Consider the following 23,534-nt stretch of genomic DNA (forward strand, 5'->3'; position numbering starts at 1 on the left):
TGCTATCAGCAAACAGACGGATTTCATGTATCAACCTGTCGCACTCTTCATAGGCTTACGTTACATGCGTGGGCGCGCCGCGGACCGCTTCGGTCGCTTTGTCTCCTGGCTTTCGACTATTGGCATTACGCTTGGCGTGATGGCACTGGTGACGGTGCTTTCCGTCATGAACGGCTTTGAGCGTGAGCTGCAAAACAATATCCTGGGGCTGATGCCGCAGGCCGTTCTCTCCTCAACCAACGGTTCCGTGAACCCGCAACAACTGCCGGAAAGCGCAGCGAAGTTACAGGGTGTCACACGCGTTGCGCCATTAACCACCGGCGATGTCGTGTTGCAAAGCGCCCGCAGCGTGGCGGTCGGCGTCATGCTGGGGATTGATCCTGCCCAAAACGATCCGTTGACGCCGTATCTGGTTAACGTAAAGCAATCCGATCTGCAGCCCGGTAAATACAATGTCATTCTCGGCGAACAGCTTGCCGGACAGCTCGGCGTCAACCGTGGTGACCAGCTGCGCGTGATGGTACCTTCTGCCAGCCAGTTTACGCCGATGGGGCGCCTGCCGAGCCAGCGCCTGTTCAACGTGATAGGTACCTTTGCCGCCAACAGCGAAGTCGAGGGCTATCAGATGCTGGTTAACATCCAGGATGCGTCGCGCCTGATGCGCTACCCGGCGGGAAACATTACCGGCTGGCGCCTGTGGCTCGATCAGCCGCTCAAGGTCGATACCCTTAGCCAGCAAACGCTGCCGGAAGGTACCAAATGGCAGGACTGGCGTGACCGTAAAGGCGAATTGTTCCAGGCCGTTCGCATGGAAAAAAACATGATGGGGCTGCTGCTGAGCCTGATCGTCGCCGTGGCGGCATTTAACATCATCACCTCCCTGGGCCTGATGGTGATGGAGAAGCAGGGCGAAGTCGCCATTTTGCAAACCCAGGGGCTCACGCCGCGCCAGATCATGGCGGTCTTTATGGTTCAGGGGGCAAGCGCAGGCATCATCGGCGCGCTGCTCGGTGCCGTGCTGGGCGCGCTGCTTGCCAGCCAGCTGAATAACTTAATGCCGATCATCGGCGCGCTGCTTGATGGTGCGGCGCTGCCGGTGGCTATCGAGCCGCTGCAGGTGGTCGGTATTGCGCTGGCCGCGATGGCCATTGCGCTGCTTTCTACGCTTTATCCTTCCTGGCGCGCTGCCGCCACTCAACCCGCTGAGGCTTTACGTTATGAATAAGATCCTGTTGCAATGCGACAACCTGTCCAAACGCTATCAGGAAGGCACTGTGCAGACCGATGTGTTGCACAATGTGAGCTTTAGCGTGGGTGAAGGCGAGATGATGGCGATTGTCGGCAGCTCCGGCTCAGGCAAAAGTACACTGCTGCATCTGCTGGGCGGGCTGGACACGCCAACTGAAGGTGATGTGATCTTCTCCGGCCAGCCGATGAGCAAGATGTCCTCCGCGGCGAAGGCCGAGCTGCGTAACCGCGAGCTGGGCTTTATCTACCAGTTCCACCACCTGCTGCCGGACTTCACGGCGCTGGAAAACGTGGCAATGCCGCTGCTGATTGGCAAAAAGAAACCGGCAGAAATTAACGCCCGCGCCAGCGACATGCTGAAAGCGGTAGGGCTGGGCCATCGCGGGAACCACCGTCCTTCAGAGCTTTCCGGTGGCGAGCGCCAGCGCGTGGCGATTGCCCGTGCGCTGGTGAATAATCCGCGTCTGGTGCTGGCGGATGAACCTACCGGTAACCTGGATGCGCGCAATGCGGACAGTATTTTCCAGCTTCTGGGCGAGCTGAACGCCTCGCAGGGCACCGCGTTTCTGGTGGTGACCCACGATCTGCAGCTGGCAAAACGCATGGGTCGCCAGCTTGAGATGCGCGACGGCCATCTGAACGCGGAACTGACCCTGATGGGAGCAGAGTAATGGCGTCACCGTTATCGCTACTCATCGGTTTACGTTTTAGTCGTGGTCGCCGTCGCGGCGGCATGGTGTCGCTCATCTCCGTGATCTCCACCGTGGGTATCGCGCTCGGTGTGGCGGTATTGATCGTGGGCTTAAGTGCCATGAACGGCTTTGAGCGCGAGCTAAACAACCGCATTCTTGCGGTGGTGCCGCACGGGGAGATCGAGCCGGTTAACCAGCCGTGGACGAACTGGAGCGACGCGCTCACAAAAGTCGAAAACGTGCCGGGCATTGCCGCGGCCGCGCCCTACATCAACTTTACCGGGCTGGTGGAGAGCGGGGTAAACCTGCGCGCCATTCAGGTGAAAGGTGTCAACCCCGCCCAGGAGGAGCGTCTCAGCGCGCTGCCGCAATTTGTGCAGAACGGCGCGTGGGCCAACTTTAAGGCTGGCGAGCAGCAGATCATCATGGGCAAAGGTGTTGCCGATGCTCTGAAGGTGAAGCAGGGTGACTGGGTATCGATCATGATCCCGAACGCCAGCGCCGACCACAAACTGCAGCAGCCTAAGCGCGTGCGCCTGCACGTTGCCGGCATTCTTCAGCTGAGCGGGCAGCTCGATCACAGCTTCGCCATGGTGCCGATGGAAGACGCGCGCCAGTATCTCGACATGGGCGACAGCGTGACGGGCATTGCCATTAAGGTGAACGACGTCTTTAACGCCAACAAACTTGTGCGTGATGCGGGCAGCGTGACCAATAACTATGTCTACATCAAAAGCTGGATCGGCACTTACGGGTATATGTACCGTGATATCCAGATGATCCGCGCCATTATGTATCTGGCGATGGTGCTGGTGATTGGTGTAGCGTGCTTTAATATCGTCTCGACGCTGGTGATGGCGGTCAAGGATAAGAGCGGAGACATCGCCGTGCTTCGTACCCTCGGGGCGAAAGACGGCCTTATTCGCGCCATCTTCGTCTGGTACGGTTTACTGGCGGGCCTGTTCGGCAGCCTGTGCGGCGTGGTGATTGGCGTGGTGGTTTCCCTGCAGCTGACGCCGATTATCAACGGCATTGAAAAGCTGATTGGCCACCAGTTCCTGTCGGGTGATATCTATTTTATTGACTTCCTGCCGTCTGAACTGCACTGGCTGGATGTTTTTTATGTGCTGGTTACAGCACTTTTACTGAGTCTGCTGGCAAGCTGGTATCCGGCGCGTCGCGCAAGCCGAATTGATCCGGCGAGGGTACTAAGTGGCCAGTAATTTCGTCATGGTTTAGCGGTCTTTAGGCCGCTGGATCAAGCAGAGGAATGCATCATGTATTACGGATTTGATATTGGCGGCACCAAGATTGCGCTCGGCGTGTTTGATAAAGACCTCAAACTGCAGTGGGAAACCCGCGTTCCCACGCCGCGCGAAAGCTACGACGAATTTTTAACCGCCATTGCCGCACTGGTGGCGCAAGCCGATGAACGCTTTGGCGTGAAAGGCAGCGTCGGCATCGGCATTCCGGGCATGCCCGAAACCGACGATGGCACGCTGTATGCCGCCAACGTGCCTGCCGCCAGCGGCAAACCGCTGCGCGCCGATCTCTCTGCCCTCCTTGAACGCGATGTGCGTTTAGATAACGATGCCAACTGTTTTGCCCTCTCCGAAGCCTGGGACGATGAGTTCCGTCAGTACCCACTGGTGATGGGGCTGATCCTCGGTACCGGCGTCGGCGGGGGAATTGTGATCAACGGTAAGCCGATTACCGGGCGCAGCTACATCACCGGCGAGTTTGGTCACATCCGTCTGCCGGTGGACGCGCTGGAGGTCGTTGGGCGTGATTTTCCGCTCACCCGCTGCGGCTGCGGCCAGCACGGCTGTATTGAGAACACTCTCTCCGGCCGCGGGTTTGCATGGCTTTACGAACACTTCTATCATCAGAAACTTGAAGCCCCCCAAATTATTACCCTGTGGGAGCAAGGGGATGCGCAGGCGCGTGAGCACGTCGAGCGCTATCTTGATCTGCTGGCGGTGTGTCTGGGAAATATTCTCACCATCGTCGACCCGGATCTGCTGGTGATTGGGGGAGGCCTATCAAACTTTACTGCGATTACGGAACAGCTGTCCGGGCGTTTGCCCCGACATTTATTGCCGGTCGCCCGCGTGCCGCGTATTGAACGCGCGCGACACGGGGACGCGGGAGGCATGCGCGGAGCCGCATTCCTTCATCTCACCGATTAGTCTACGAGGTTTCTATGCTGTCGCGTCGCCAGGGTCGACTCAGCCGTTTTCGCAAAAACAAACGCCGCTTGCGTGAGCGCTTGCGCCAGCGGATCTTTTTCAGAGACAGAATGATGCCAGAAGCGATGGATAAACCCAGAGTGGTGGTGCTGACCGGCGCGGGGATCTCCGCCGAGTCAGGAATTCGAACCTTCCGCGCGGCGGACGGGCTGTGGGAAGAACACCGTGTCGAGGACGTGGCGACGCCGGAAGGTTTCGCCCGCGATCCGGACCTGGTGCAGGCGTTTTATAACGCCCGCCGTCGTCAGCTTCAGCAGCCTGAGATTGCGCCGAATGCGGCGCATCTGGCGCTGGCTAAGCTGGAAGAGGCGCTGGGGGATCGTTTTCTGCTGGTGACGCAGAATATCGATAACCTGCATGAGCGGGCGGGTAACAAGAATATCATCCACATGCACGGCGAGCTGCTCAAGGTTCGCTGCGCCTGGAGCGGTCAGGTGCTGGACTGGAAAGAGGACGTGCTGCCGGAAGACAAATGCCATTGCTGTCAGTTTCCTGCGCGTTTACGCCCGCACGTGGTGTGGTTCGGCGAAATGCCGCTGGGCATGGATGAGATCTACAGCGCGCTGGCGATGGCGGACGTGTTCATTGCCATCGGCACGTCCGGGCACGTCTATCCGGCGGCGGGATTTGTTCACGAGGCTAAACTCCAGGGCGCGCATACGGTAGAGCTTAATCTGGAGCCGAGTCAGGTGGGCAGTGAGTTTGAAGAAAAACACTATGGTCTGGCAAGTGAAGTGGTGCCAGCTTTTGTGGATAAACTCCTGAAGGGGCTGTAGTTGTGACGGGAGACATCGCGTCGCCCGTCATATCTCAACGACCAGCTTTTAACTTCTGATAATACTCTTCATAAAGACGGCTCGCGTCCCCCACGTCGTTCTGCCATTCGCCTTTGCTGACTGTATCAGCATCAGGGTACAGCGATTTATCATTCGCGACTTCAGGGCTTAACAGCTTGCGTGCAGCCAGATTTGGTGTCGGGTAGCCAATGGTTTCAGCCACCTGTTTCGCCACGTCGGGGCGCAGCAGGAAGTTAATCAGCTTCAGCGCGCCGTCCACGTTTTTGGCGTTGGCCGGAATCGACAGACTGTCCATCCAGAAGATCCCGCCTTCTTTCGGCCAGACGACCTCCAGCGGCGTACCGGCCTGGCGGGCAACATACGCGGAGCCGTTCCACACCATCCCCAGATTCACTTCGCCTTCCATATACGGGTTTGCCGGGTTATCAGAGTTGAATGCCGCCACGTTAGGCATCAGTTTTTTCAGCTCGTTGTAGGCCGCTTCGATCTCTTTCGGATCGGTGGTGTTACCGGAATAGCCGAGTTTACGCAGCGCTATCTGGAACACCTCACGCGCATCGTCGGTTAACAGCAGGCTACCTTTGTATTCCGGTTTCCACAGATCGGCCCAGCCTGTAACCGTTTTCGGATCGATGGCATCGCTGTTCACGCCAATCGCTGTCGCACCCCAGATGTAAGGAATGGAATAGTCGTTATTGGGATCGAACGGTTTGTTAAGCATCTCCGGATCGAGGTTTGAAAAATGGGTTAGCTTCGTTTTATCGATCTTCTGGATCATCCCCTCTTTGCGCATTTTGTCGACAAAGTAGGTGGAAGGCACGACCAGATCGTACGCACCGTCTTTGTAGGTTTTCAGCTTGGCGTACATGGTTTCATTCGACTCATAAGTTGAGTAGATAACCTTGATGCCCGTCTCTTTGGTGAACTGTTCCAGTAGCCCTGGCGGCACATATTCGGTCCAGTTGTAGAAGTAGAGCGTTTTGCTGTCATCAGCGTGCGCGGCACCCATGCCAAGCACCAGCGCCGCAGCGGCGAGCATTTTTTTCATTTCATTGTCCCCTGAGATTTTGTTTTATCACGAGCAATAACCTGGCTGGCAATCACCAGAACCAGCGACAATACCAGCAGAATGGTCGCCAGCGCGTTCACCTCAGGTGAGACGCCGACTTTCACCATTGAATAGATCTTCAACGGCAGAATTTCATAGCTCGGCCCGGTCACGAAGGAGGAGACCACCACGTCATCCATCGACAAAGTAAAGCTGAGCAACCATCCGGCCGCCACGGCAGGCATTGCCAGCGGCAGGATGATTTTACGCAGGATGGTCATCTCGCTGGCGCCCAGATCTTTCGCCGCCTCCAGCATACGCACGTCGAACCCTTTAAGACGCGCAAAGACGGTCACCACCACAAACGGCAGGCAGAAGGTGATATGCGAGAACAGCAGCGACCAGAAGCCAAGCTGTACGCCCAGCAGCATAAACAGCACCAGCAGCGAAATGGCCATGACGATATCCGGCGACATCATCACTACAAACAGCATGCCGCTGACGAACGGTTTGCCGCGAAAGCGGTAGCGGTACAGCGCGACGGCGGTGAGGGAGCCAATCAGCGTCGCGAAGGTGGCGGAGACGATCGCCATCGTCAGCGAGTGCTGAGCGGCCTGCAGCAGGCTGTCGTTGTTCATCAGCAGGCTGTACCAGTTGGTGGTAAAACCCTGCCAGTTAATCCCGAACCGCGAGCTGTTGAATGAGTTCACGATCAAAATTACGATCGGGATATAGAGCCAGGCATAAATGGCGGTCATGAAACCGCCGCGAAGCAGTCGACCGATCATTCGAGCTCCACCTTTTTATTCAGCAGGCGCGAGGCGCGCCAGTAGACCAGCAGCATCAGGCCCATCACCACCGTCAGCGTAATGCTGGTGGCCGAGCCGAACGGCCAGTCGCGGATGTTCAGGAACTGGCTCTTGATCACGTTACCAATCAGCAGGTTTTTCGCACCGCCCATCAGATCCGACACATAGAACAAGCCCATCGCCGGGAGCATCACCAGCAGACAGCCTGCAATAATACCGGGCATCGTCAACGGAATAATGATGCGGATAAAGGTCTGCAGCTTACCGGCACCCAGATCTCTTGCCGCTTCCAGCAGCGGTTTATCCAGCTTCTCAATGCTGGAGTAGAGCGGCATCACCATAAACGGCAACAGGATATAAACCAGGCCGACAATCACCGCGCTCGGGGTGAACATAATACGGATTGGCGTATCAATCACCCCCAGCCACAGCAGAAACTCGTTGAGATAGCCTTTAGTGCTCAGGAAGATTTTCAGCCCGTAGATGCGGATTAACGAGTTGGTCCAGAAGGGAACAATCAGTAAAAACAGCAGCAGGGGGCGTACCTTTTGCGGCAGGCGCGCGAGGAACCATGCAAAAGGATAACCCAGCGCCAGACAGGCGAGGGTGGCAATCAGCGCCATATTGAGCGAGTGCAGCAGCACGTCAAAATAGAGCGGATCGAGCAGGCGCGTGTAGTTGTCCAGCGTAAAGACCAGCGAAACGAAGTTAGCGTCGTCGCGGGTCAGGAAGCTGGTAGCAACGATCATCAGGTTGGGTAAAAAGACAAACAGCACAAGCCAACCGACGATCGTGGCGATCACCACATTCTGGAATTTACTTGTGTTCTTCATCAGCCAGCACAACCTCCCAGCTTTCTACCCAGTTGATAACCATTTTCTGGTCGAGAGAGTGGTCGAAGTCAGGGTCATCCTCGTTAAAGAACTCGCTGACCATCACCATCTTGCCGTTTTCCAGCTCAACAACGGACTCCAGCGTCATCCCTTTGTAGTTGCGCTCGCGGATATAGCCGATTAACCCTTCGGCCTCGGTATTGCCATGAATTTCCTCGACGCGCAGATCTTCCGGACGCAGCAAGACGTTAAGCTTTTGTCCCTTTTCAACGGGGAAATTCACCGCGATAATGCACTCACGGCCTTCAACGCTGGCGCGCACACGCTGGTCGTCCAGGCGTTCAATCACCGTGGCATCGAAGATATTGATCTCACCGATGAAGCTGGCGACAAACAGATTCTTCGGCTCTTCGTAGATTTCGCGCGGCGTGCCATCCTGCTCGATTTTTCCGTCACGCATCACCACGATGCGGTCGGACATGGTCAGGGCTTCTTCCTGGTCGTGGGTCACAAAAACAAAGGTAATGCCCAGCTTACGCTGTAAGGCTTTCAATTCGTTCTGCATCTGCTTGCGCAGCTTGTAATCCAGCGCGGAGAGGGATTCATCCAGCAGGAGCAGACGCGGCTTGTTGACCACGGCGCGAGCGATGGCGACGCGCTGCTGCTGGCCGCCGGAAAGCTGATGGGGTTTACGCTGGGCAAACTCTTCCAGTTGCACCATCCGCAGGGCTTCGGTGACGCGCGGTGGGATCTCGGCTGCAGGTGTTTTTTGCATCCGCAAACCAAACGCGACGTTCTCAAACACGGTCATGTGCGGGAACAGGGCGTAACTCTGAAAGACGGTATTGACGTGTCTGTCTTCTGCGGGAACCTGGGTAATATCCTGGTTCTCAAGATGGATATGGCCGTTATCAACGCTTTCAAGCCCGGCGATAAGGCGCAGTACAGTGGTTTTGCCGCAGCCAGAGGGGCCCAGCAGCGTCAGAAACTCACCGTCGTTGATGGTGAGAGTGAGGTCGGAAATAACGTCTTTACCATCAAAGTTTTTACGAATTCGTTCCAGTTGCACCAGCGGTGAACGTGAACGGGATTGTGTATTCAATTTTTGCGCTGTCCCATATAGACGCCTCAGGCAGCAGACCGAAGCGGGGTTTGTGTGTAACCACCTTGGTGACTCGTAATGAGGGCGGACATTCTACGGCAATCCCCTGCAATCGCCAATCCTTGTCACTGATTCATAAGCTACATTTATAAACACTGCATGACATAAACGAAAAAAGTTCTCGTTTGCGGGATAAAAGTGACCTGACGCAATATTTGCGTTTTGATGCTTATTGATAATGTTGTCACAAAAAGTGAGGGTGACTGCATGGATAAATTACTTGAGCGTTTTTTACAGTACGTTTCGCTGGATACCCAATCTAAACCGGGTGTTCGCCAGGTGCCGAGCACCGAAGGCCAGTGGAAGTTATTAAACCTGCTTAAAGAGCAGCTTGACGCCATGGGGCTGGTCAACGTCACGTTAAGCGAGAAAGGCACTGTGATGGGAACGCTGCCTGCCAATGTCGACGGGGATATTCCGGCGATTGGCTTTATCTCCCATGTCGACACCTCTCCGGATTTTAGCGGTAAACATGTTAACCCGCAGATTGTTGAAAACTACCGCGGCGGCGATATCGCGCTGGGTATTGGCGATGAAGTGCTCTCGCCGGTGATGTTCCCGGTTTTGCATCAGCTGCTGGGCCAGACGCTGATCACCACTGACGGCAAAACGCTGCTGGGGGCGGATGACAAGGCGGGCATTGCGGAGATCATGACGGCGCTGGCGGTGCTGAAAGGCAAAAATATCCCGCACGGTGATATCCGCGTGGCCTTTACGCCGGATGAAGAGGTGGGCAAGGGCGCAAAACATTTCGACGTCGAGGCCTTCAATGCGAAGTGGGCCTATACCGTTGACGGCGGCGGTGTCGGTGAACTCGAGTATGAGAACTTCAACGCTGCGTCGGTGACGATCAAGATTGTGGGGAACAACGTTCACCCAGGCTCCGCGAAAGGTGTGATGGTAAATGCGCTGTCGCTGGCGTCGCGTATTCATGCTGAGGTTCCGGCGGAAGAGAGCCCTGAAATGACGGAAGGGTATGAAGGTTTCTATCACCTGACCAGCATCAAAGGCACCGTGGACAGCGCGCAGATGCACTACATCGTTCGCGATTTCGACCGCAAGGCCTTTGAGGCGCGCAAGCGTAAGATGATGGAGATCGCCAAGAAGGTGGGGAAAGGGTTACACCCTGATTGCTATATTGAGCTGATCATAGAAGACAGCTATTACAATATGCGTGAGAAAGTGATGGAGCATCCTCATATTCTCGACATCGCTCAGCAGGCCATGCGCGACTGTGACATTGAACCGCAGCTGAAGCCGATTCGCGGTGGTACTGATGGCTCGCAATTGTCGTTTATGGGATTACCTTGCCCGAACCTGTTTACCGGCGGGTATAACTACCACGGCAAGCATGAGTTTGTGACGCTGGAAGGAATGGAAAAAGCGGTGAAGGTGATTGTGCGGATAGCTGAACTGACGGCAAAACGCTGAGAAAACGCCCGGTGGCGCTTCGCTTACCGGGCCTACGGGATCACGCTTTTGTAGGCCGGGTAAGGCGTAGCCGCCACCCGGCTTTTAGGCAAGGAACGCCAATGTCAAACTATCGTCGTCATTACGTCCCTGGCGGTACCTGGTTTTTCACCGTCAACCTGCAAAACCGCCAGAGCGATTCGCTTATACGTCATATCGACAGCCTGCGTGCTGCCACCTCTATGGTTAAACGCGCGAAGCCCTTTACCATAAACGCCTGGGTTATCCTTCCCGAACATATGCACTGTATCTGGACCTTACCGGAAGGCGACAGCGACTTTTCGGCCCGCTGGCGGGATATTAAAAAAACGTTTAGCCGCAACATCGACATGCGCCACATATGGCAGCCGCGTTTCTGGGAGCACACCATTCGCAATGAACAGGATTACCGGCGGCATGTGGATTATGTCTATATCAATCCGCTGAAGCATGGCTACGTCAGTAAGGTTCGCGACTGGCCGTATTCAACGTTTCATCGGGACGTACGGGAAGGGTTATATCCAGAGGATTGGGCCGGAGAGATCGAGGATTTTGCGGCAGGTGAGCGGAAGTAAAAAGCCGGGTGGCGGCTACGCCTTACCCGGCCTACATTCGGATCGTAGGCCCGGTAAGCGAAGCGCCACCGGGCATTACAGCGACTTAGTCCTCAAAAAACCAATACCCACTGTTCACCAGCGCGGCCAGCATCGCAAGGAATGACGGGTCTTCCAGCGCGTCGCCAAACGTTTCGGCGTGCAACACCTGATGGCTGGCGATGGCTTCCAGCGCCGGACGATGCGGAGAGTCCAGCTTTTCGCCGTTCACGAAGACATCTTCACCAATGCGCAGCACGCGTAACCCGCCGAGGCGAACCAGCTTGTCACCCTGTTGCAGGGCATCATAAATCTCATCGGCCTGATACGGTGGCTCCGGCGGCGCAACGTCCAGCTCGTGGCGTGACTGGCTGACAAACTCACCAAACCACTGTTTGAAATGTTCCGGCTCGTTGATCAAATCCAGCATCATGCCGCGCAGTTTATCAAGCTCTTCCGGCAGGATGTCAGCAGGGTGTTCACGCGATGGCACGTCCGGGTCGCTATAGCGGTAGCTGCCCAGCTCGCGCTGCAGAACATAGTCAGCGAAGCCGCTGATCATTTCGCGACCGCTTGGCGCGCGGAACCCCACGGAGTAGTTGAGCGAGTTTTCCAGGGAGTAACCTTCGTGCGGGAATCCCGGCGGAATGTAGAGAATATCTCCCGGCTCCAGCTCTTCGTCGATGATCCCTTCAAACGGGTCAACCTGAAGCAGGTCCGGATGCGGGCAGTGCTGTTTCATCGGCACTTTGTCACCCACGCGCCAGCGACGGCGGCCGGTACCCTGAATGATAAACACGTCGTACTGATCCAGATGCGGACCAACGCCGCCACCGGGAACGGAGAAGGAGATCATCAGATCGTCCATTCGCCAGTCGGGCAGGGCGCGGAACGGGCGCATTAAGGCGGCGGTAGGCTCATGCCAGTTGTTGACCGCCTGCACCAGTAAAGACCAGTTATTTTCGCCCAGATGATCGTAGCTTTCGAAAGGACCGTGGCTGACCTGCCATTTTCCGTCCTGGTGGCTCACCAGGCGGCTGTCGACTTCATTTTCCATGGCCAGGCCGGCCAGCTCGTCAGGGGAGATAGGGTCGACAAAATTGCTGAACCCGCGTTTGAGAACCACCGGGCGTTTTTGCCAGTAGCGCTCGATAAATTCGGGCCAGTTAAGTGCTAAGTGATATTCCATATTTTTTTATTCCGCAGGCTCTTATTGAGTCGGATTATAACGGAAGCTCAGGAGCCTGAGTGCGAGATCCGCGCATTTTTCACATAACGGGTCAAGTATCGTTCGATGTGGGATGCTGGCGGCCAAAAATAGCCTCCATTCGCGCACCGCCCAGCAGGCTTTCACCCGTTTCAATTTTGCCATCGTACTGATCGACAATCTCCCGGGCGACGGCTAACCCCACTCCCTGACCCGGACGCAGCGTATCGGCGCGTTGACCACGATCAAACACGACTTCACGTTTATTGCGGGGAATGCCGGGCCCGTCGTCTTCAACGATGATGTGCAGCTCGTTATCCGTCTGACGTGCGGACACTTCCACAAACTCCAGACAATATTTACAGGCGTTATCGAGCAGGTTACCCATCACTTCCATGAAATCATTTTTCTCACCCACGAAGCTGATTTCCGGCGAGATATCGAGGCTGATGTTCACCCCTTTACGCTGATACACCTTGTTTAGCGCGGAAGTGAGGTTGTCCAGTAAAGGCGCCACCGGATGCAGCTCGCGGCTCAATAACGCACTTCCTGAACGCATGCTGGCGCGATGGAGATAATAGCCAATTTGCTGCGAGATACGACTGATCTGCTCAAGCATCACAGGCTCTGCGTCATCGACGCTGAGCGTTGAGCTACGCATGGAACGCAGCGTGCTCTGCATGACCGCCAGCGGCGTCTTAAGGCTGTGCGTCAGGTCGGTGAGCGTGGTGCGGTATTTATCATAGCGTTCGCGCTCGCTTTTCAGCAGGCGGTTAAGATTACGCACCAGGCTGGTGAGTTCGCGCGTGGTTTCCGGGTTGAGCTTTTCACGATGATGTTCTTCCAGCTCGCGAACCTCTTTGGCCAGTGATTCTATCGGACGCAAACTCCACCATGCTGCGACCCAGAGCAGAGGGATAACCAGCAGTAGATTGGCGGCCAGAACATACACGAACCAACTCCAGACCATGTAAGAACGTTTAAGCTCAACCGGAATGGTGTCGATCACCACGATGGTCAGTTGCGGCATGTTCATGGTAGCGGGATAGAGATTAATGGCGACGGAGTGGGTCATCTCCGTGTCGTCGTCATCCTCGCGTATCTCATTCAGCTTTTGCTGAAGGGCGCGATCGTCATGCAGCAATGCGCTGGTTGAATTGAGATCGGCCTCAATCTCATGAAAACCATTCGTCCTGAGCCATTCCGGGCGAATGCGTTTTTTTAACCAGGGGACGTCGCGCTGAGCCCACAGCAGTTTGCCTTTTTCATCATAAATTAACGCCAGCGTTGGGCTTTGCTGATTGAGGTGCTCAGGCATATCCACGGTAATGTGGTTATCTTCCCACTTCGCCAGGGTATAAAACAGGTTACTTTCGCCGCGTAACAGACGGAAGGTTGTTTTATCGAAGCTCACGCTATACCCGACCAGCGCCACTATCCCATAAGAAAGAGAAAGCACCAGCACCACGGCAGCGGTTGCCAGCAGAAAGCGCACCCGCAGCGAAAGGGGCAGAAAGTGTCGTGAAATCCCTTTCATTAGCGTAATTCGAACAGGTAACCCTGACCACGGACCGTGGTGATCACGTCCTGCGGGTATTGCGCCTGAATTTTTTTGCGCAAACGGCCCATCAGCACGTCAATGGTGTGGCTCTCCCGTAGCTCGGCATCCGGGTAAAGCTGGAGCATTAAGGAATCCTTGCTCACCACTTTGCCGTTATTACGGATAAGCGTCTCCATGATGGTGTACTCGAACGCCGTCAGCTTGACCACTTCATTATTAATAGAAAATTCGCGACGGGAAAGATCAACCTGGAATGGCGGAAGGGAGATAACCTGCGAAGCATGACCGCTGTTGCGACGTAACAGCGCCTGCATGCGCGCAGCGACTTCTTCGATATGAAACGGCTTCGTCACGTAGTCGTCCGCACCCGCGCTGAGCACTTCCACTTTATCCTGCCAGCCTTCACGGGCGGTCAGGACCAGCACCGGTAGAGAGACGTCATGGCTGCGCCAGCGACGGATCAGCGAGAGACCGTCTTCATCCGGCAAGCCTAAATCGACAATGGCGATATCCGGCAGGTGTTCATTGAGATAATAATCGGCTTCTTTTGCATCTTCAGCATCGTCCACCTGATGTCCCATCTCCTGAAGCTGAACTTTCAGGTGATGACGTAGCAATGCGTTATCCTCAACAACCAGTACGCGCATCATCTCTTCTCCCTAAATAATTGGTATGAATAGTTTAACGCTGATTATGTTGTTGTGGTGATAAACATTGACTAAACCGGGGAAAAGCATCCCCCTTTTCGGGCGAAAAGAGGGAGAGGGAGTTACTTCAGCTCGTCAACCATCGTGACGGCGCGACCAATATAGTTCGCCGGGGTCATCGCCTTGAGACGCGTTTTCTCGTCCTCCGGCAGTTCCAGACCGTCGATAAACTGCTTCATGCCTTCAGCGTCCACGCGTTTGCCGCGGGTCAGTTCTTTCAGCTTCTCGTACGGTTTTTCAATGCCGTAACGGCGCATCACGGTCTGGATTGGCTCCGCCAGCACTTCCCAGTTGTGATCCAGTTCGTCCAGCAGACGATCGCGGTTCACTTCCAGTTTGCTCACGCCTTTCAGGGTGGACTGATAGGCGATCAGCGCGTAGCCAATGCCTACGCCGAGGTTACGCAGTACGGTGGAGTCAGTCAGGTCACGCTGCCAGCGGGATACCGGCAGTTTGCTCGCCATATGCTGCAGCATGGCGTTCGCCAGGCCCAGGTTGCCTTCGGAGTTTTCGAAGTCAATCGGGTTCACTTTGTGCGGCATGGTGGACGAACCGATTTCACCGGCGATGGTTTTCTGTTTGAAGTGGTTCAGCGCGATATAGCCCCACACGTCACGATCGAAGTCGATCAGGATGGTGTTGAAGCGGGCGATGCAGTCAAACAGTTCCGCGATGTAGTCATGCGGCTCGATCTGGGTGGTGTATGGGTTCCACTGAATGCCCAGAGAAGTCACAAACTCTTCGCTGAACTGGTGCCAGTCCACTTCCGGATAGGCGGCGATGTGGGCGTTATAGTTGCCAACGGCACCGTTGATTTTGCCGAGGATCTCAACCTGTTCCAGCTGACGATACTGACGCTCCATACGGTATGCCACGTTCGCCATCTCTTTACCCATGGTAGATGGGGTAGCTGGCTGGCCGTGGGTACGGGAAAGCAGCGGAATGTCGCGATATTCCACAGATAGCGCTTTCACCGCGTCGATGATTTTACGCCAGTATGGCAGCACGACTTCTTTGCGCGCGGTGGAGAGCATCAGCGCGTGAGACAGGTTATTGATGTCTTCAGAGGTACAGGCAAAGTGAATGAATTCAGACACGGCGTGCAGGGCAGGAACGCTTTCCACTTTCTCTTTCAGGAAATACTCAACCGCCTTCACATCGTGGTTGGTGGTACGTTCAATGGTCTTAATGCGCGCAGCATCTTCTTCATTGAAGTCAGCAACGATTTTATCAAGGTAATCGTTTGCCTTTTCGTCAAAAGCAGGAACTTCCTTGATTGCTGCCTGGGCGGCCAGCTTCTGCAGCCAGCGCACTTCAACCTGAACACGGAACTTCAGCAAACCATATTCGCTGAAGATCCCGCGCAGCGCGCTGACTTTATCGCCGTAGCGTCCATCGACAGGGGATACGGCGGTCAGTGAGGATAATTCCATAATTCGCAACTCCGGGAGGTTAACAATGAGCAAGAATTTGTTTTGCCTGAGTGGTCAGGCGATTACGAGAAAACATTAACTGCAGGCGGCCGCCGCCGACCTGATGCCACAGCACGGCGGCGCGGATGCCTGCCAGCAGCGAGGCGCGAACCTTCGCCTGAACCTGTGGGCTTTGCAGTACCGCAGGAGAGCCGGTGACCTGAATGCGCGGGCCTAGCGGGCTGATGACGTCGACATAAATCCCCGCCATCGCGCTCAACAACGTTTCCGACTGCAGGTCAAAATGATCGAGCTGACGCTGCAGCCCGGCAATGCGATCGCCCAGCGTATTCATTGCGCCTTTTGCGGCGTTCAGCTTACGTTCCAGTACCATCAGGCTTAACGTGTAGCGGGTTAATTCCGCGTTTAACCCCTGACGGTTGCTGGCATTGAGCACGCCGAGCAGGGTTTCAAGACCGAGACGAAGATTGGCTTCACTGCCGCCGAAAACACCCAGCGTAGAGCCCGGGTTGAGATCGATAACGCTGTTAAGTGAAACGTGCAGGGCATCGGCGTCGCAGTGACCCTGATGCGCCAGCTGTTGCACCAGACGGGCTGACTGGCAAATTCCCGCCAGCGCCAGGGTGATGTCATAGTAGTTCTTCGCCACACGGTCTCCTTTATGTGTGCAATCGTATTAAACAGCAGGCAGCGGCAGGCGCTGTTCAATGATCCCGCCGCCCAGGCAGATCTCACCGCTGTAGAAGACAGCGGATTGACCCGGGGTGACGGCTGCGACCGGCTCGTCGAAACGCACGTCAATGCGATCGTCATCAAGCGCGGTAATGGTGCAGGGAATGTCGGTCTGACGGTAGCGTGTTTTCACCGTGCAGCGGAGCGTGCCTTTCAGCGGCTCGCGATCGACCCAGTGCAGCTGCTGCGCGATAAGCCCAACGGACATAAGACGCGGATGATCGTGGCCCTGGGCGACAACCAGAATATTGTTTTCAACATCTTTGTCGACGACGTACCACGGATCTTCACTACCTTCTTTGGTTCCGCCGATCCCCAGACCTTTACGCTGGCCGAGCGTGTGGTACATCAGACCCTGATGCTGGCCAATCTCTTCACCGTCGACGGTGACAATTTTACCCGGCTGTGCAGGCAGGTAACGTCCCAGGAAATCGCGGAATTTGCGCTCGCCGATGAAGCAGATGCCGGTGGAGTCTTTTTTCCTGGCGGTGATCAGGTCCAGCTCTTCGGCGATTTTACGCACTTCCGGCTTTTCCAGCTCGCCGACCGGGAACAGGCTTTGGGCAATCTGTTCGTGGCTCAGCGTGTAAAGGAAGTAGCTCTGATCTTTATTGCCGTCCAGACCGCGCAGGAGCTGGCTTTTGCCATTCACATCTGCGCGACGCACGTAGTGACCGGTCGCAATGTAGTCTGCGCCCAAATCTTCTGCGGCGAATTCCAGGAAGGCTTTGAATTTGATCTCTTTGTTGCAGAGAATATCGGGGTTCGGCGTGCGGCCCGCTTTGTACTCTTCCAGGAACAGTTCAAAGACGTTGTCCCAGTATTCCGCCGCAAAGTTTACGGTGTGCAGTTCAATGCCAAGCTTGTCGCACACGGCCTGCGCATCGGCGAGATCCGCAGCGGCAGTGCAATATTCCTCACCATCATCTTCCTCCCAGTTCTTCATGAACAGGCCCTCCACCTTATAGCCCTGTTGCTGTAACAGGTAGGCGGAAACGGAGGAATCGACACCGCCGGACATGCCGACGATCACTTTTTTCTGGCTATTATCTGACATGGAATACTCACGACATTGAACTTCAAGGCGGCGTATTCTATCACGCCCCCCCACCGTTGACACCCTCTGTAAACGGCCAGTTAAATTCTCCGATGACATCCAGCGGCAGGCGAACCGCAGACTGCCAGCAGCGGATGCTTTCCGCAACCAGCGGCGAGCGCAGGTTTGGCGCGTTCAGTATCTCGTCGGCGGTCACCCACAAGCAGCGATCGATATCGTCATCGTGCGGTTCAGTGGCGCACGTTTCGCTAAGCTCAACGGTGAATAAAAAACGCAGGAAGGGGGTGCTATCGGGCGCGATCCACTGGTGCATACGGATGAAATGCTGGGGCTCAGCGTGAATGCCGGTCTCTTCCCACAGCTCACGCTTCGCTGCCTGGAGTAGGGTTTCATTGGCTTCAAGATGCCCGGCAGGCTGGTTCCACAGCGCTTTGCCATTGATGCTCTCTTCAACAACAAGGAATTTGCCCTGGGCGTGAACCACACAGGCGACCGTAACATGAGGTTTGAACATCGTTTCTCCTTAAGGGACAGCGTCCCGCCATTCGCCGTTCGCCAGTGAATCCAGCGTGTAGCTGCCCATGGCGTAGCGAATCAGACGCAGGGTAGGGAAGCCAACGTGTGCCGTCATCCGGCGAACCTGACGGTTGCGGCCTTCGTAAAGGGTGATTTTAAGCCAGCTTGTCGGAATGGATTTACGTTCACGAATTGGCGGGTTGCGCGGCCACAGCCATTCCGGCTCATTCACGCGCTCAATACCCGCGGGCAGGGTGGGACCGTCATTTAACGTCACGCCGCTGCGCAACGTCGCCAGCGTCGCGTCATCCGGTTCGCCTTCAACCTGCACGAAGTAAATTTTGCCGGTGCGTTTCCCCGGCTGCGTGAGCTTCGCCTGCAAGGCGCCGTCGTTAGTTAAGACCAGCAGGCCTTCGCTGTCGCGGTCCAGTCGCCCGGCGGCGTAGACGCCCTGTACGGGGATGTAGTCCTTCAGCGTGCTGCGTCCGGCCTCGTCGGTGAACTGCGGCAAAACATCGTAGGGTTTATTGAACAGAATCACCCGCGTCGGCTGGGTTTCTTGCGGTCTTCTGGTGGCTTGTCGCGAGCTGAATCGCTCAACCCGGTGTTTTGTAAAAGAAGTTTTCTTCATGGTATTTTCAGGCGTTATCAATTGCCGCATTATAGCCTAATAACGAAGACCTTTCATGGCGTCGGACATTCAGGTACTATCGAAGGGCTCATTACAATTTATTAACATAAGATCAGTAACAACCAGAAGCGCTCGAAGGAGAGGTTAATGGAAAGCAAAGTAGTTGTTCCGGCGGAAGGTAAAAAGATCACCCTGCAAAACGGCAAGATTAACGTTCCTCACAATCCGATTATCCCGTTCATTGAAGGCGACGGTATCGGTGTAGACGTTACCCCGGCAATGCTGAAAGTGGTTGATGCCGCTGTTGAGAAAGCCTACAAAGGCGAGCGTAAAATTTCCTGGATGGAAATTTACACCGGTGAGAAATCGACTCAAGTTTATGGCCAGGACGTCTGGCTGCCAGCAGAAACGCTGGACCTGATCCGCGACTACCGCGTTGCAATTAAAGGCCCTCTGACGACGCCAGTTGGCGGTGGTATCCGCTCCCTGAACGTGGCACTGCGTCAGGAGCTGGACCTGTACGTGTGTCTGCGTCCGGTTCGTTACTATCAGGGCACCCCAAGCCCGGTTAAGCACCCTGAACTGACCGACATGGTTATCTTCCGCGAAAACTCAGAAGACATCTACGCGGGTATCGAATGGAAAGCGGACTCTGCTGACGCAGAAAAAGTGATTAAATTCCTGCGCGAAGAGATGGGCGTGAAGAAAATTCGCTTCCCTGAGCATTGCGGTATTGGCATCAAGCCATGCTCTGAAGACGGTACCAAGCGTCTGGTGCGTGCGGCCATCGAATACGCGATCACCAACGACCGTGACTCTGTGACCCTGGTTCACAAAGGCAACATCATGAAGTTCACCGAAGGCGCGTTCAAAGACTGGGGCTACCAGTTGGCGACCGAAGAGTTCGGCGGTGAGCTGATCGACGGCGGCCCGTGGCAGAAGATCAAGAACCCGAACACCGGCAAAGAGATCATCATTAAAGATGTGATCGCCGATGCGTTCCTGCAGCAGATCCTGCTGCGTCCTGCTGAATACGACGTGATCGCCTGTATGAACCTGAATGGTGACTACATCTCTGACGCCCTGGCAGCGCAGGTTGGCGGTATCGGTATCGCCCCTGGCGCGAACATCGGCGACGAGTGCGCCCTGTTTGAAGCGACCCACGGGACTGCGCCTAAATACGCAGGCCAGGACAAAGTGAACCCAGGCTCAATTATTCTGTCCGCAGAGATGATGCTGCGTCATATGGAATGGTTCGAAGCCGCAGACCTGATCGTTAAAGGTATGGAAGGCGCGATTAACGCGAAAACCGTCACTTACGATTTCGAACGTCTGATGGAAGGCGCTAAGCTGCTGAAATGTTCAGAGTTTGGCGACGCGATTATCGCGAATATGTAATCTACTCGCTGGATTAAATATCAACGGGAGCCTAACGGCTCCCGTTTTTTTAACCCGATAATTGTTATAATCACGCTTGTTGTTGAAAATATAAAACCGAGTCAACTTAACCTGAAAATTTAGCCTTTCCCTTGATTAATTACTTTACTGAAAAGGGGAAGTATCGCTCTTCTGAATTTGTGCTTGATTTTAGTCTTAAAGGTTCTGCCTGCCATGAGCTCATTCCATATTTTCTTCTTTTTTATATGGATTTCGTGCGCATCCTGGGGAACATTAATCGTAGAGTTCTTGGCTTCATCAGAAAGATGCACAGGGTGAGGTACAACAGAATATACCTCAACCAATGACATATCTTCAAACAGCCCCCATTTATCAGACACAATCCAGACAGGGTAAAGTCCTTTTAGTAACGATCTTGCGGCTTCACTGTTTATGATATAACTATGTGCCGTCGTGGCAAGTAAGGTTTTATGTAAAGAATAATTGCCAGAAATAGCTTTTAATGGTTTTTTAAAATACTTGTTTGTGCGGCTTAGCAAGATAACCGAAGGACGTTCTGAAGGAACGGTGATGTTTTGGAGTACGTGTTGAAAATCTTCGGTCAAAACAACGTCATCTTCTAGGATCAGAGCATTATTGATATTTTCATCAATTATTTTTTTGTAGATTTGCTGATGGCTTAGTGCACAGCCGATCTCACCGGGAAGAAAAGCGTAATTTACTTGAGCGGTGACACTTTGCCTCTCTTTCTCTGACAACTCTCTGCCATCTACGGCCTCTACAAACTCTGCAGAAAGCCCCAGAGCAACAAGCTGGGCCTCAATTTTCTGCCTTCTTTCTACGGACTGTTTAAGATTTACAATAAAAATCTTCATAAAAAACCTATTATTAAAAGCCTTTTTGTGGTCACGAGTCGAACTCTGTAGCTGAGCAGCAAAAAAGATGCACGGCATGAATATGTCTGTCTATCAAGCTCAACCCGTAACTACATCCCACTGCGGTATTATGCTTGTCGCTGTTACTGCTGCAATAGCTATCTTCATTCTTAAGCCAGAAATGTATCTGTGGATGGCTAAAACGGGTCGAAAGGGCTTTAATCGCCTGTTGAAGCAATCAATCAACTGACTGAGTCTTCCCTGGGCTTTTGTCGAAGAGCGTCGTCAGATATAATCGTGATATTGCCCTTTAATTGTCAGACTTGAGACTGGTATGAACAACGATATCCCACTTAAATTTTATGACATCGTCGATGAGTACTCGACGGAAGCCGCTGAAATGGTGAGCGAAGCGGAGCGAGATCAGCTGGCACACTATTTCCAATTGTTGATCACCCGTTTGTCGAATAATGAAGAGATCAGCGAGGAAGCCCAGCAAGAGATGGCCAGCACAGCAGGGATCCGCACGATGCGGGTTGATGACGTTGCGAATTTCCTGAATCAGTGGGGCAACGAGTAACACGTTGATGGCATAGGGCGTCGGGTCAACGTGTAGACATCCCAGCTCACCGCCCTTCAGTAATTTGAGTTATACTCTATCCGAATGAGTGAATCAGGATAACGTTTTGCAATAAGCTATATTTTGTTTCACTTTCTTCCCCTTCAAAAACGTGCTCGCAGAAATCAGGTTGAGACAAATTACGCAACCAACCAATACTGGTGGTTTCATTTGCATAGCTTAAGTACAATTTATTTTCCTCTTATACTGACCTTTGCTACAGTGACAAGAGTTGTCAGCCAGGGATATCAGGCGTGATAAGGTGGATTAGCTCGTGCATGTGAAAAACGCGTTTAACACAACAACCATTACCGTCATCATCGTCTCACTGATTATTTCGCTGTCGCTTGTCGTTCAGATCGCCACATCCAGACAGCAATCAATTCAACAAATTAATACCAGCGTTGCCAACCTGAGCCATACCCTTGATGTGTACACTGAGGGGATTATGCGCCAAAGTGAAATGTTGATTACCACTGTCTCTGACATGATTGAAATTTATGGCATGACGCCGCAGCAGGCTGTGAATATTCAGCGGATAATAACAAATCAGGATGATTTACTTTCTCAGATAAATAATGTCGTCGTCTACGATGCGAAAGGGGATATCTTCACGGCATTGCATGAGGGGTTTTCCGGTTCCCGTAAAGGGGCAGACAGGCCATTTTTCGTCTATCACAAAGAAAATAAAAATTCGCAGATTTTTATTGGTCAACCTGTGGTGAGCAGAACAAACGGTAAATGGGTGATTACCATCAGTCGACGCCTGGAAACGCACTCGGGAGCCTTTAACGGGGTTGTCGTGGTTACGCTGGGTATCGAAAACTTTCTTGCGCTGTATGGACAGATTGACATTGGTCATTCTGGGGTTATTGGTTTAACGACGCAAACAGGTGTATTACTGGTTCGGCACCCTTTTAAAAATAACTATATTGGCGCGATTGTTTCTGACTCACCCCTTTTTAAAGAGTATCTCAAGGTACAGAATGCCGGGATAGCCAGTTCCGTCTCGCGGTTTGATAAAATCGAACGCATCTACGCGTTTGAGAAAAACAAACGCTATGGTTTGGTGACGACCGTGGCGGTCAGCAAGGAGGAGGCGTTGTCTCCCTGGCGCAAGCAGGCCATTCAGCTCGCCGTCGTTATTCTTATTTTAACCGCCGTGCTCATCGTGGCTTCCTACTTTTTGTATGTAGACTTATCCAGAAAAAACCGGGTTAACAAAGAGCTTCAGATCATTGCCTCTGAAGATGCATTGACCGGGCTTTTCAATCGCCGTGCATTTGATGAAAAGATCCTGTCTGAAATTGCGCGCTGTGCGGCTGACAATTCCCCGATTTCGGTGCTGATCGTGGATGCGGATTTCTTCAAAAAATATAATGACAACTACGGGCACCCGGAAGGGGATCGCTGTCTTAGCCTTCTGGGAGAGTGTCTCAGGAAAAGCCTTACCCGGAACAACCAAATTGTGGCGAGATACGGCGGTGAGGAATTTGCGCTCATCTTGCCTGACACCGATATCGAGGAGGCGTGTCGCCTTGGCAAATCGATTATTCGCAATGTCTGCTCCCTGAATATTGAACACGATTTCAGCCCCTTTGGGCGGGTAACGGTAAGCGTAGGAGTCTCAACCGCGCGTGCCGTGGAGATTGCAGGTAGCCAGCAGAACATTATTATTGCTGCCGATCGCGCGCTCTATCAGGCAAAACGGGCCGGACGAAACCAGCACGCCTTTATTGCGGTATGACGTGTCTGTCTTGCAGGCAAAAAAAGCCCACTCAAGAGTGGGCAAGAAATACTGGAAGCAATGTGAGCAATGTCGTACTGAATACCTGAGTGTTTCACTCAACTATTCAGTATTGAGAAAGATAATCTTTCTCAACAAAAGATGCAACCCCACACTTCATGTGGAACGGCA

23 protein-coding genes are annotated in these 23,534 nt (G+C 53.9%); 10 read left to right on the forward strand and 13 right to left on the reverse strand.

Annotated features, from left to right (window positions below; all coding sequences use genetic code 11):
• The first annotated feature begins 25 nt into the window (after positions 1-25).
• Genes lolC through cobB form a run of 5 tightly spaced genes read left to right on the forward strand, consistent with a single transcriptional unit; the run spans position 26 to position 4,965 of the window.
• A complete protein-coding gene (lolC, locus tag KW829_RS08970) occupies positions 26-1,225 on the forward strand; it encodes a lipoprotein-releasing ABC transporter permease subunit LolC (protein WP_218308048.1) in 1,200 nt (399 codons plus the stop codon).
• Positions 1,218-1,919, forward strand: coding sequence for a lipoprotein-releasing ABC transporter ATP-binding protein LolD (gene lolD / locus KW829_RS08975; protein ID WP_010429765.1), 702 nt, complete (start codon positions 1,218-1,220; stop codon positions 1,917-1,919). The genes lolC and lolD overlap by 8 nt, the downstream gene beginning before the upstream one ends.
• The gene (gene lolE, locus KW829_RS08980) at positions 1,919-3,163 is read left to right on the forward strand and encodes a lipoprotein-releasing ABC transporter permease subunit LolE (RefSeq protein ID WP_100167026.1); all 1,245 of its coding nucleotides are present in this window, start codon (positions 1,919-1,921) and stop codon (positions 3,161-3,163) included. The genes lolD and lolE overlap by 1 nt, the downstream gene beginning before the upstream one ends.
• A 54-nt stretch (positions 3,164-3,217) precedes the next feature.
• Positions 3,218-4,129, forward strand: coding sequence for an N-acetylglucosamine kinase (gene nagK, locus KW829_RS08985; protein ID WP_042718885.1), 912 nt, complete (start codon positions 3,218-3,220; stop codon positions 4,127-4,129).
• Between the two features lie 14 nt (positions 4,130-4,143).
• Positions 4,144-4,965, forward strand: coding sequence for a Sir2 family NAD+-dependent deacetylase (gene cobB, locus KW829_RS08990; RefSeq protein WP_010429776.1), 822 nt, complete (start codon positions 4,144-4,146; stop codon positions 4,963-4,965).
• Positions 4,966-4,999: 34 nt separating this feature from the next.
• On the opposite strand, the gene potD is transcribed toward cobB, so the two are convergent.
• The 4 genes from potD to potA are packed head-to-tail and all read right to left on the reverse strand — an operon-like array spanning position 5,000 to position 8,808.
• A complete protein-coding gene (gene potD, locus KW829_RS08995) occupies positions 5,000-6,034 on the reverse strand; it encodes a spermidine/putrescine ABC transporter substrate-binding protein PotD (RefSeq protein WP_100167025.1) in 1,035 nt (344 codons plus the stop codon).
• Positions 6,031-6,822 carry a spermidine/putrescine ABC transporter permease PotC gene (gene potC, locus KW829_RS09000; protein ID WP_042718888.1) on the reverse strand — a complete coding sequence of 264 codons (792 nt, stop codon included), beginning with the start codon at positions 6,820-6,822 and terminating at the stop codon, positions 6,031-6,033. The genes potD and potC overlap by 4 nt, the downstream gene beginning before the upstream one ends.
• Positions 6,819-7,676 carry a spermidine/putrescine ABC transporter permease PotB gene (potB, locus tag KW829_RS09005; protein WP_218308049.1) on the reverse strand — a complete coding sequence of 286 codons (858 nt, stop codon included), beginning with the start codon at positions 7,674-7,676 and terminating at the stop codon, positions 6,819-6,821. Before potB ends, potC begins: the two co-directional genes overlap by 4 nt.
• Positions 7,660-8,808: a spermidine/putrescine ABC transporter ATP-binding protein PotA gene (gene potA, locus KW829_RS09010; RefSeq protein ID WP_218308224.1), complete on the reverse strand. Its 1,149-nt coding sequence runs from the start codon at positions 8,806-8,808 to the stop codon at positions 7,660-7,662. The genes potB and potA overlap by 17 nt, the downstream gene beginning before the upstream one ends.
• A gap of 237 nt (positions 8,809-9,045) precedes the next feature.
• Here potA and pepT point away from each other — a divergent pair, with 237 nt between their 5' ends.
• A complete protein-coding gene (gene pepT / locus KW829_RS09015; protein ID WP_010429790.1) occupies positions 9,046-10,269 on the forward strand; it encodes a peptidase T in 1,224 nt (407 codons plus the stop codon).
• Between the two features lie 101 nt (positions 10,270-10,370).
• The gene (locus KW829_RS09020; RefSeq protein WP_218308050.1) at positions 10,371-10,862 is read left to right on the forward strand and encodes a transposase; all 492 of its coding nucleotides are present in this window, start codon (positions 10,371-10,373) and stop codon (positions 10,860-10,862) included.
• Between the two features lie 85 nt (positions 10,863-10,947).
• Here KW829_RS09020 and KW829_RS09025 read toward each other — a convergent pair whose 3' ends face one another.
• The 8 genes from KW829_RS09025 to rluE all read right to left on the reverse strand — a co-directional run bounded on the left by KW829_RS09025 (position 10,948) and on the right by rluE (position 18,754).
• On the reverse strand, positions 10,948-12,069 hold the full coding sequence (locus KW829_RS09025) for a cupin domain-containing protein (protein WP_010429795.1): 1,122 nt from the start codon (positions 12,067-12,069) through the stop codon (positions 10,948-10,950).
• Between the two features lie 91 nt (positions 12,070-12,160).
• Positions 12,161-13,624 carry a two-component system sensor histidine kinase PhoQ gene (gene phoQ / locus KW829_RS09030; RefSeq protein WP_211445989.1) on the reverse strand — a complete coding sequence of 488 codons (1,464 nt, stop codon included), beginning with the start codon at positions 13,622-13,624 and terminating at the stop codon, positions 12,161-12,163.
• Positions 13,624-14,295 carry a two-component system response regulator PhoP gene (gene phoP / locus KW829_RS09035; RefSeq protein WP_010429800.1) on the reverse strand — a complete coding sequence of 224 codons (672 nt, stop codon included), beginning with the start codon at positions 14,293-14,295 and terminating at the stop codon, positions 13,624-13,626. The genes phoQ and phoP overlap by 1 nt, the downstream gene beginning before the upstream one ends.
• 122 nt (positions 14,296-14,417) lie before the next feature.
• The gene (gene purB / locus KW829_RS09040; protein WP_120158893.1) at positions 14,418-15,788 is read right to left on the reverse strand and encodes an adenylosuccinate lyase; all 1,371 of its coding nucleotides are present in this window, start codon (positions 15,786-15,788) and stop codon (positions 14,418-14,420) included.
• A 19-nt stretch (positions 15,789-15,807) separates the two neighbouring features.
• Positions 15,808-16,437: a high frequency lysogenization protein HflD gene (hflD, locus tag KW829_RS09045; protein WP_010430005.1), complete on the reverse strand. Its 630-nt coding sequence runs from the start codon at positions 16,435-16,437 to the stop codon at positions 15,808-15,810.
• Between the two features lie 27 nt (positions 16,438-16,464).
• Entirely contained in the window at positions 16,465-17,577 is a 1,113-nt protein-coding gene (gene mnmA / locus KW829_RS09050) for a tRNA 2-thiouridine(34) synthase MnmA (protein ID WP_109081037.1), read from the reverse strand.
• A gap of 40 nt (positions 17,578-17,617) precedes the next feature.
• Positions 17,618-18,091, reverse strand: a complete 474-nt coding sequence (locus tag KW829_RS09055; protein WP_089599908.1) for an NUDIX hydrolase — start codon at positions 18,089-18,091, stop codon at positions 17,618-17,620.
• Between the two features lie 9 nt (positions 18,092-18,100).
• Positions 18,101-18,754 carry a 23S rRNA pseudouridine(2457) synthase RluE gene (gene rluE, locus KW829_RS09060; protein WP_010430011.1) on the reverse strand — a complete coding sequence of 218 codons (654 nt, stop codon included), beginning with the start codon at positions 18,752-18,754 and terminating at the stop codon, positions 18,101-18,103.
• Between the two features lie 117 nt (positions 18,755-18,871).
• Here rluE and icd point away from each other — a divergent pair, with 117 nt between their 5' ends.
• Complete coding sequence (gene icd, locus KW829_RS09065; RefSeq protein WP_063142859.1) at positions 18,872-20,122, forward strand: NADP-dependent isocitrate dehydrogenase; 1,251 nt, start codon at positions 18,872-18,874, stop codon at positions 20,120-20,122.
• A 119-nt stretch (positions 20,123-20,241) separates the two neighbouring features.
• Here icd and KW829_RS09070 read toward each other — a convergent pair whose 3' ends face one another.
• The gene (locus tag KW829_RS09070) at positions 20,242-20,997 is read right to left on the reverse strand and encodes a glycosyltransferase family 25 protein (RefSeq protein ID WP_218308051.1); all 756 of its coding nucleotides are present in this window, start codon (positions 20,995-20,997) and stop codon (positions 20,242-20,244) included.
• A 334-nt stretch (positions 20,998-21,331) separates the two neighbouring features.
• Between KW829_RS09070 and KW829_RS09075 the strand changes: the two genes are divergently transcribed.
• Both KW829_RS09075 and KW829_RS09080 read left to right on the forward strand, forming a co-directional pair.
• Positions 21,332-21,577, forward strand: coding sequence for a DUF2543 family protein (locus tag KW829_RS09075; protein WP_089599066.1), 246 nt, complete (start codon positions 21,332-21,334; stop codon positions 21,575-21,577).
• A 313-nt stretch (positions 21,578-21,890) separates the two neighbouring features.
• Positions 21,891-23,363 (forward strand): sensor domain-containing diguanylate cyclase, encoded by a 1,473-nt coding sequence (locus KW829_RS09080; protein ID WP_174339357.1) that lies wholly within the window; start codon positions 21,891-21,893, stop codon positions 23,361-23,363.
• Positions 23,364-23,534: the final 171 nt, after the last annotated feature.

Origin of the sequence: Enterobacter sp. ENT02 (assembly GCF_019219165.1) — a bacterium.
Lineage (GTDB): Bacteria > Pseudomonadota > Gammaproteobacteria > Enterobacterales > Enterobacteriaceae > Enterobacter > Enterobacter mori.

Coding starts and splice junctions, on each gene's coding strand:
- potC (WP_042718888.1), bottom strand. CDS start 6,822: ATGATCGGTCGACTGCTTCGCGGCGGTTTCATGACCGCCATTTATGCC.
- icd (WP_063142859.1), top strand. CDS start 18,872: ATGGAAAGCAAAGTAGTTGTTCCGGCGGAAGGTAAAAAGATCACCCTG.
- lolD (WP_010429765.1), top strand. CDS start 1,218: ATGAATAAGATCCTGTTGCAATGCGACAACCTGTCCAAACGCTATCAG.
- KW829_RS09070 (WP_218308051.1), bottom strand. CDS start 20,997: ATGAAGATTTTTATTGTAAATCTTAAACAGTCCGTAGAAAGAAGGCAG.
- phoQ (WP_211445989.1), bottom strand. CDS start 13,624: ATGAAAGGGATTTCACGACACTTTCTGCCCCTTTCGCTGCGGGTGCGC.
- lolE (WP_100167026.1), top strand. CDS start 1,919: ATGGCGTCACCGTTATCGCTACTCATCGGTTTACGTTTTAGTCGTGGT.
- phoP (WP_010429800.1), bottom strand. CDS start 14,295: ATGCGCGTACTGGTTGTTGAGGATAACGCATTGCTACGTCATCACCTG.
- KW829_RS09055 (WP_089599908.1), bottom strand. CDS start 18,091: ATGTTCAAACCTCATGTTACGGTCGCCTGTGTGGTTCACGCCCAGGGC.
- KW829_RS09020 (WP_218308050.1), top strand. CDS start 10,371: ATGTCAAACTATCGTCGTCATTACGTCCCTGGCGGTACCTGGTTTTTC.
- KW829_RS09075 (WP_089599066.1), top strand. CDS start 21,332: ATGAACAACGATATCCCACTTAAATTTTATGACATCGTCGATGAGTAC.
- mnmA (WP_109081037.1), bottom strand. CDS start 17,577: ATGTCAGATAATAGCCAGAAAAAAGTGATCGTCGGCATGTCCGGCGGT.
- nagK (WP_042718885.1), top strand. CDS start 3,218: ATGTATTACGGATTTGATATTGGCGGCACCAAGATTGCGCTCGGCGTG.
- potD (WP_100167025.1), bottom strand. CDS start 6,034: ATGAAAAAAATGCTCGCCGCTGCGGCGCTGGTGCTTGGCATGGGTGCC.
- pepT (WP_010429790.1), top strand. CDS start 9,046: ATGGATAAATTACTTGAGCGTTTTTTACAGTACGTTTCGCTGGATACC.
- cobB (WP_010429776.1), top strand. CDS start 4,144: ATGCTGTCGCGTCGCCAGGGTCGACTCAGCCGTTTTCGCAAAAACAAA.
- rluE (WP_010430011.1), bottom strand. CDS start 18,754: ATGCGGCAATTGATAACGCCTGAAAATACCATGAAGAAAACTTCTTTT.
- KW829_RS09025 (WP_010429795.1), bottom strand. CDS start 12,069: ATGGAATATCACTTAGCACTTAACTGGCCCGAATTTATCGAGCGCTAC.
- potB (WP_218308049.1), bottom strand. CDS start 7,676: ATGAAGAACACAAGTAAATTCCAGAATGTGGTGATCGCCACGATCGTC.
- purB (WP_120158893.1), bottom strand. CDS start 15,788: ATGGAATTATCCTCACTGACCGCCGTATCCCCTGTCGATGGACGCTAC.
- lolC (WP_218308048.1), top strand. CDS start 26: ATGTATCAACCTGTCGCACTCTTCATAGGCTTACGTTACATGCGTGGG.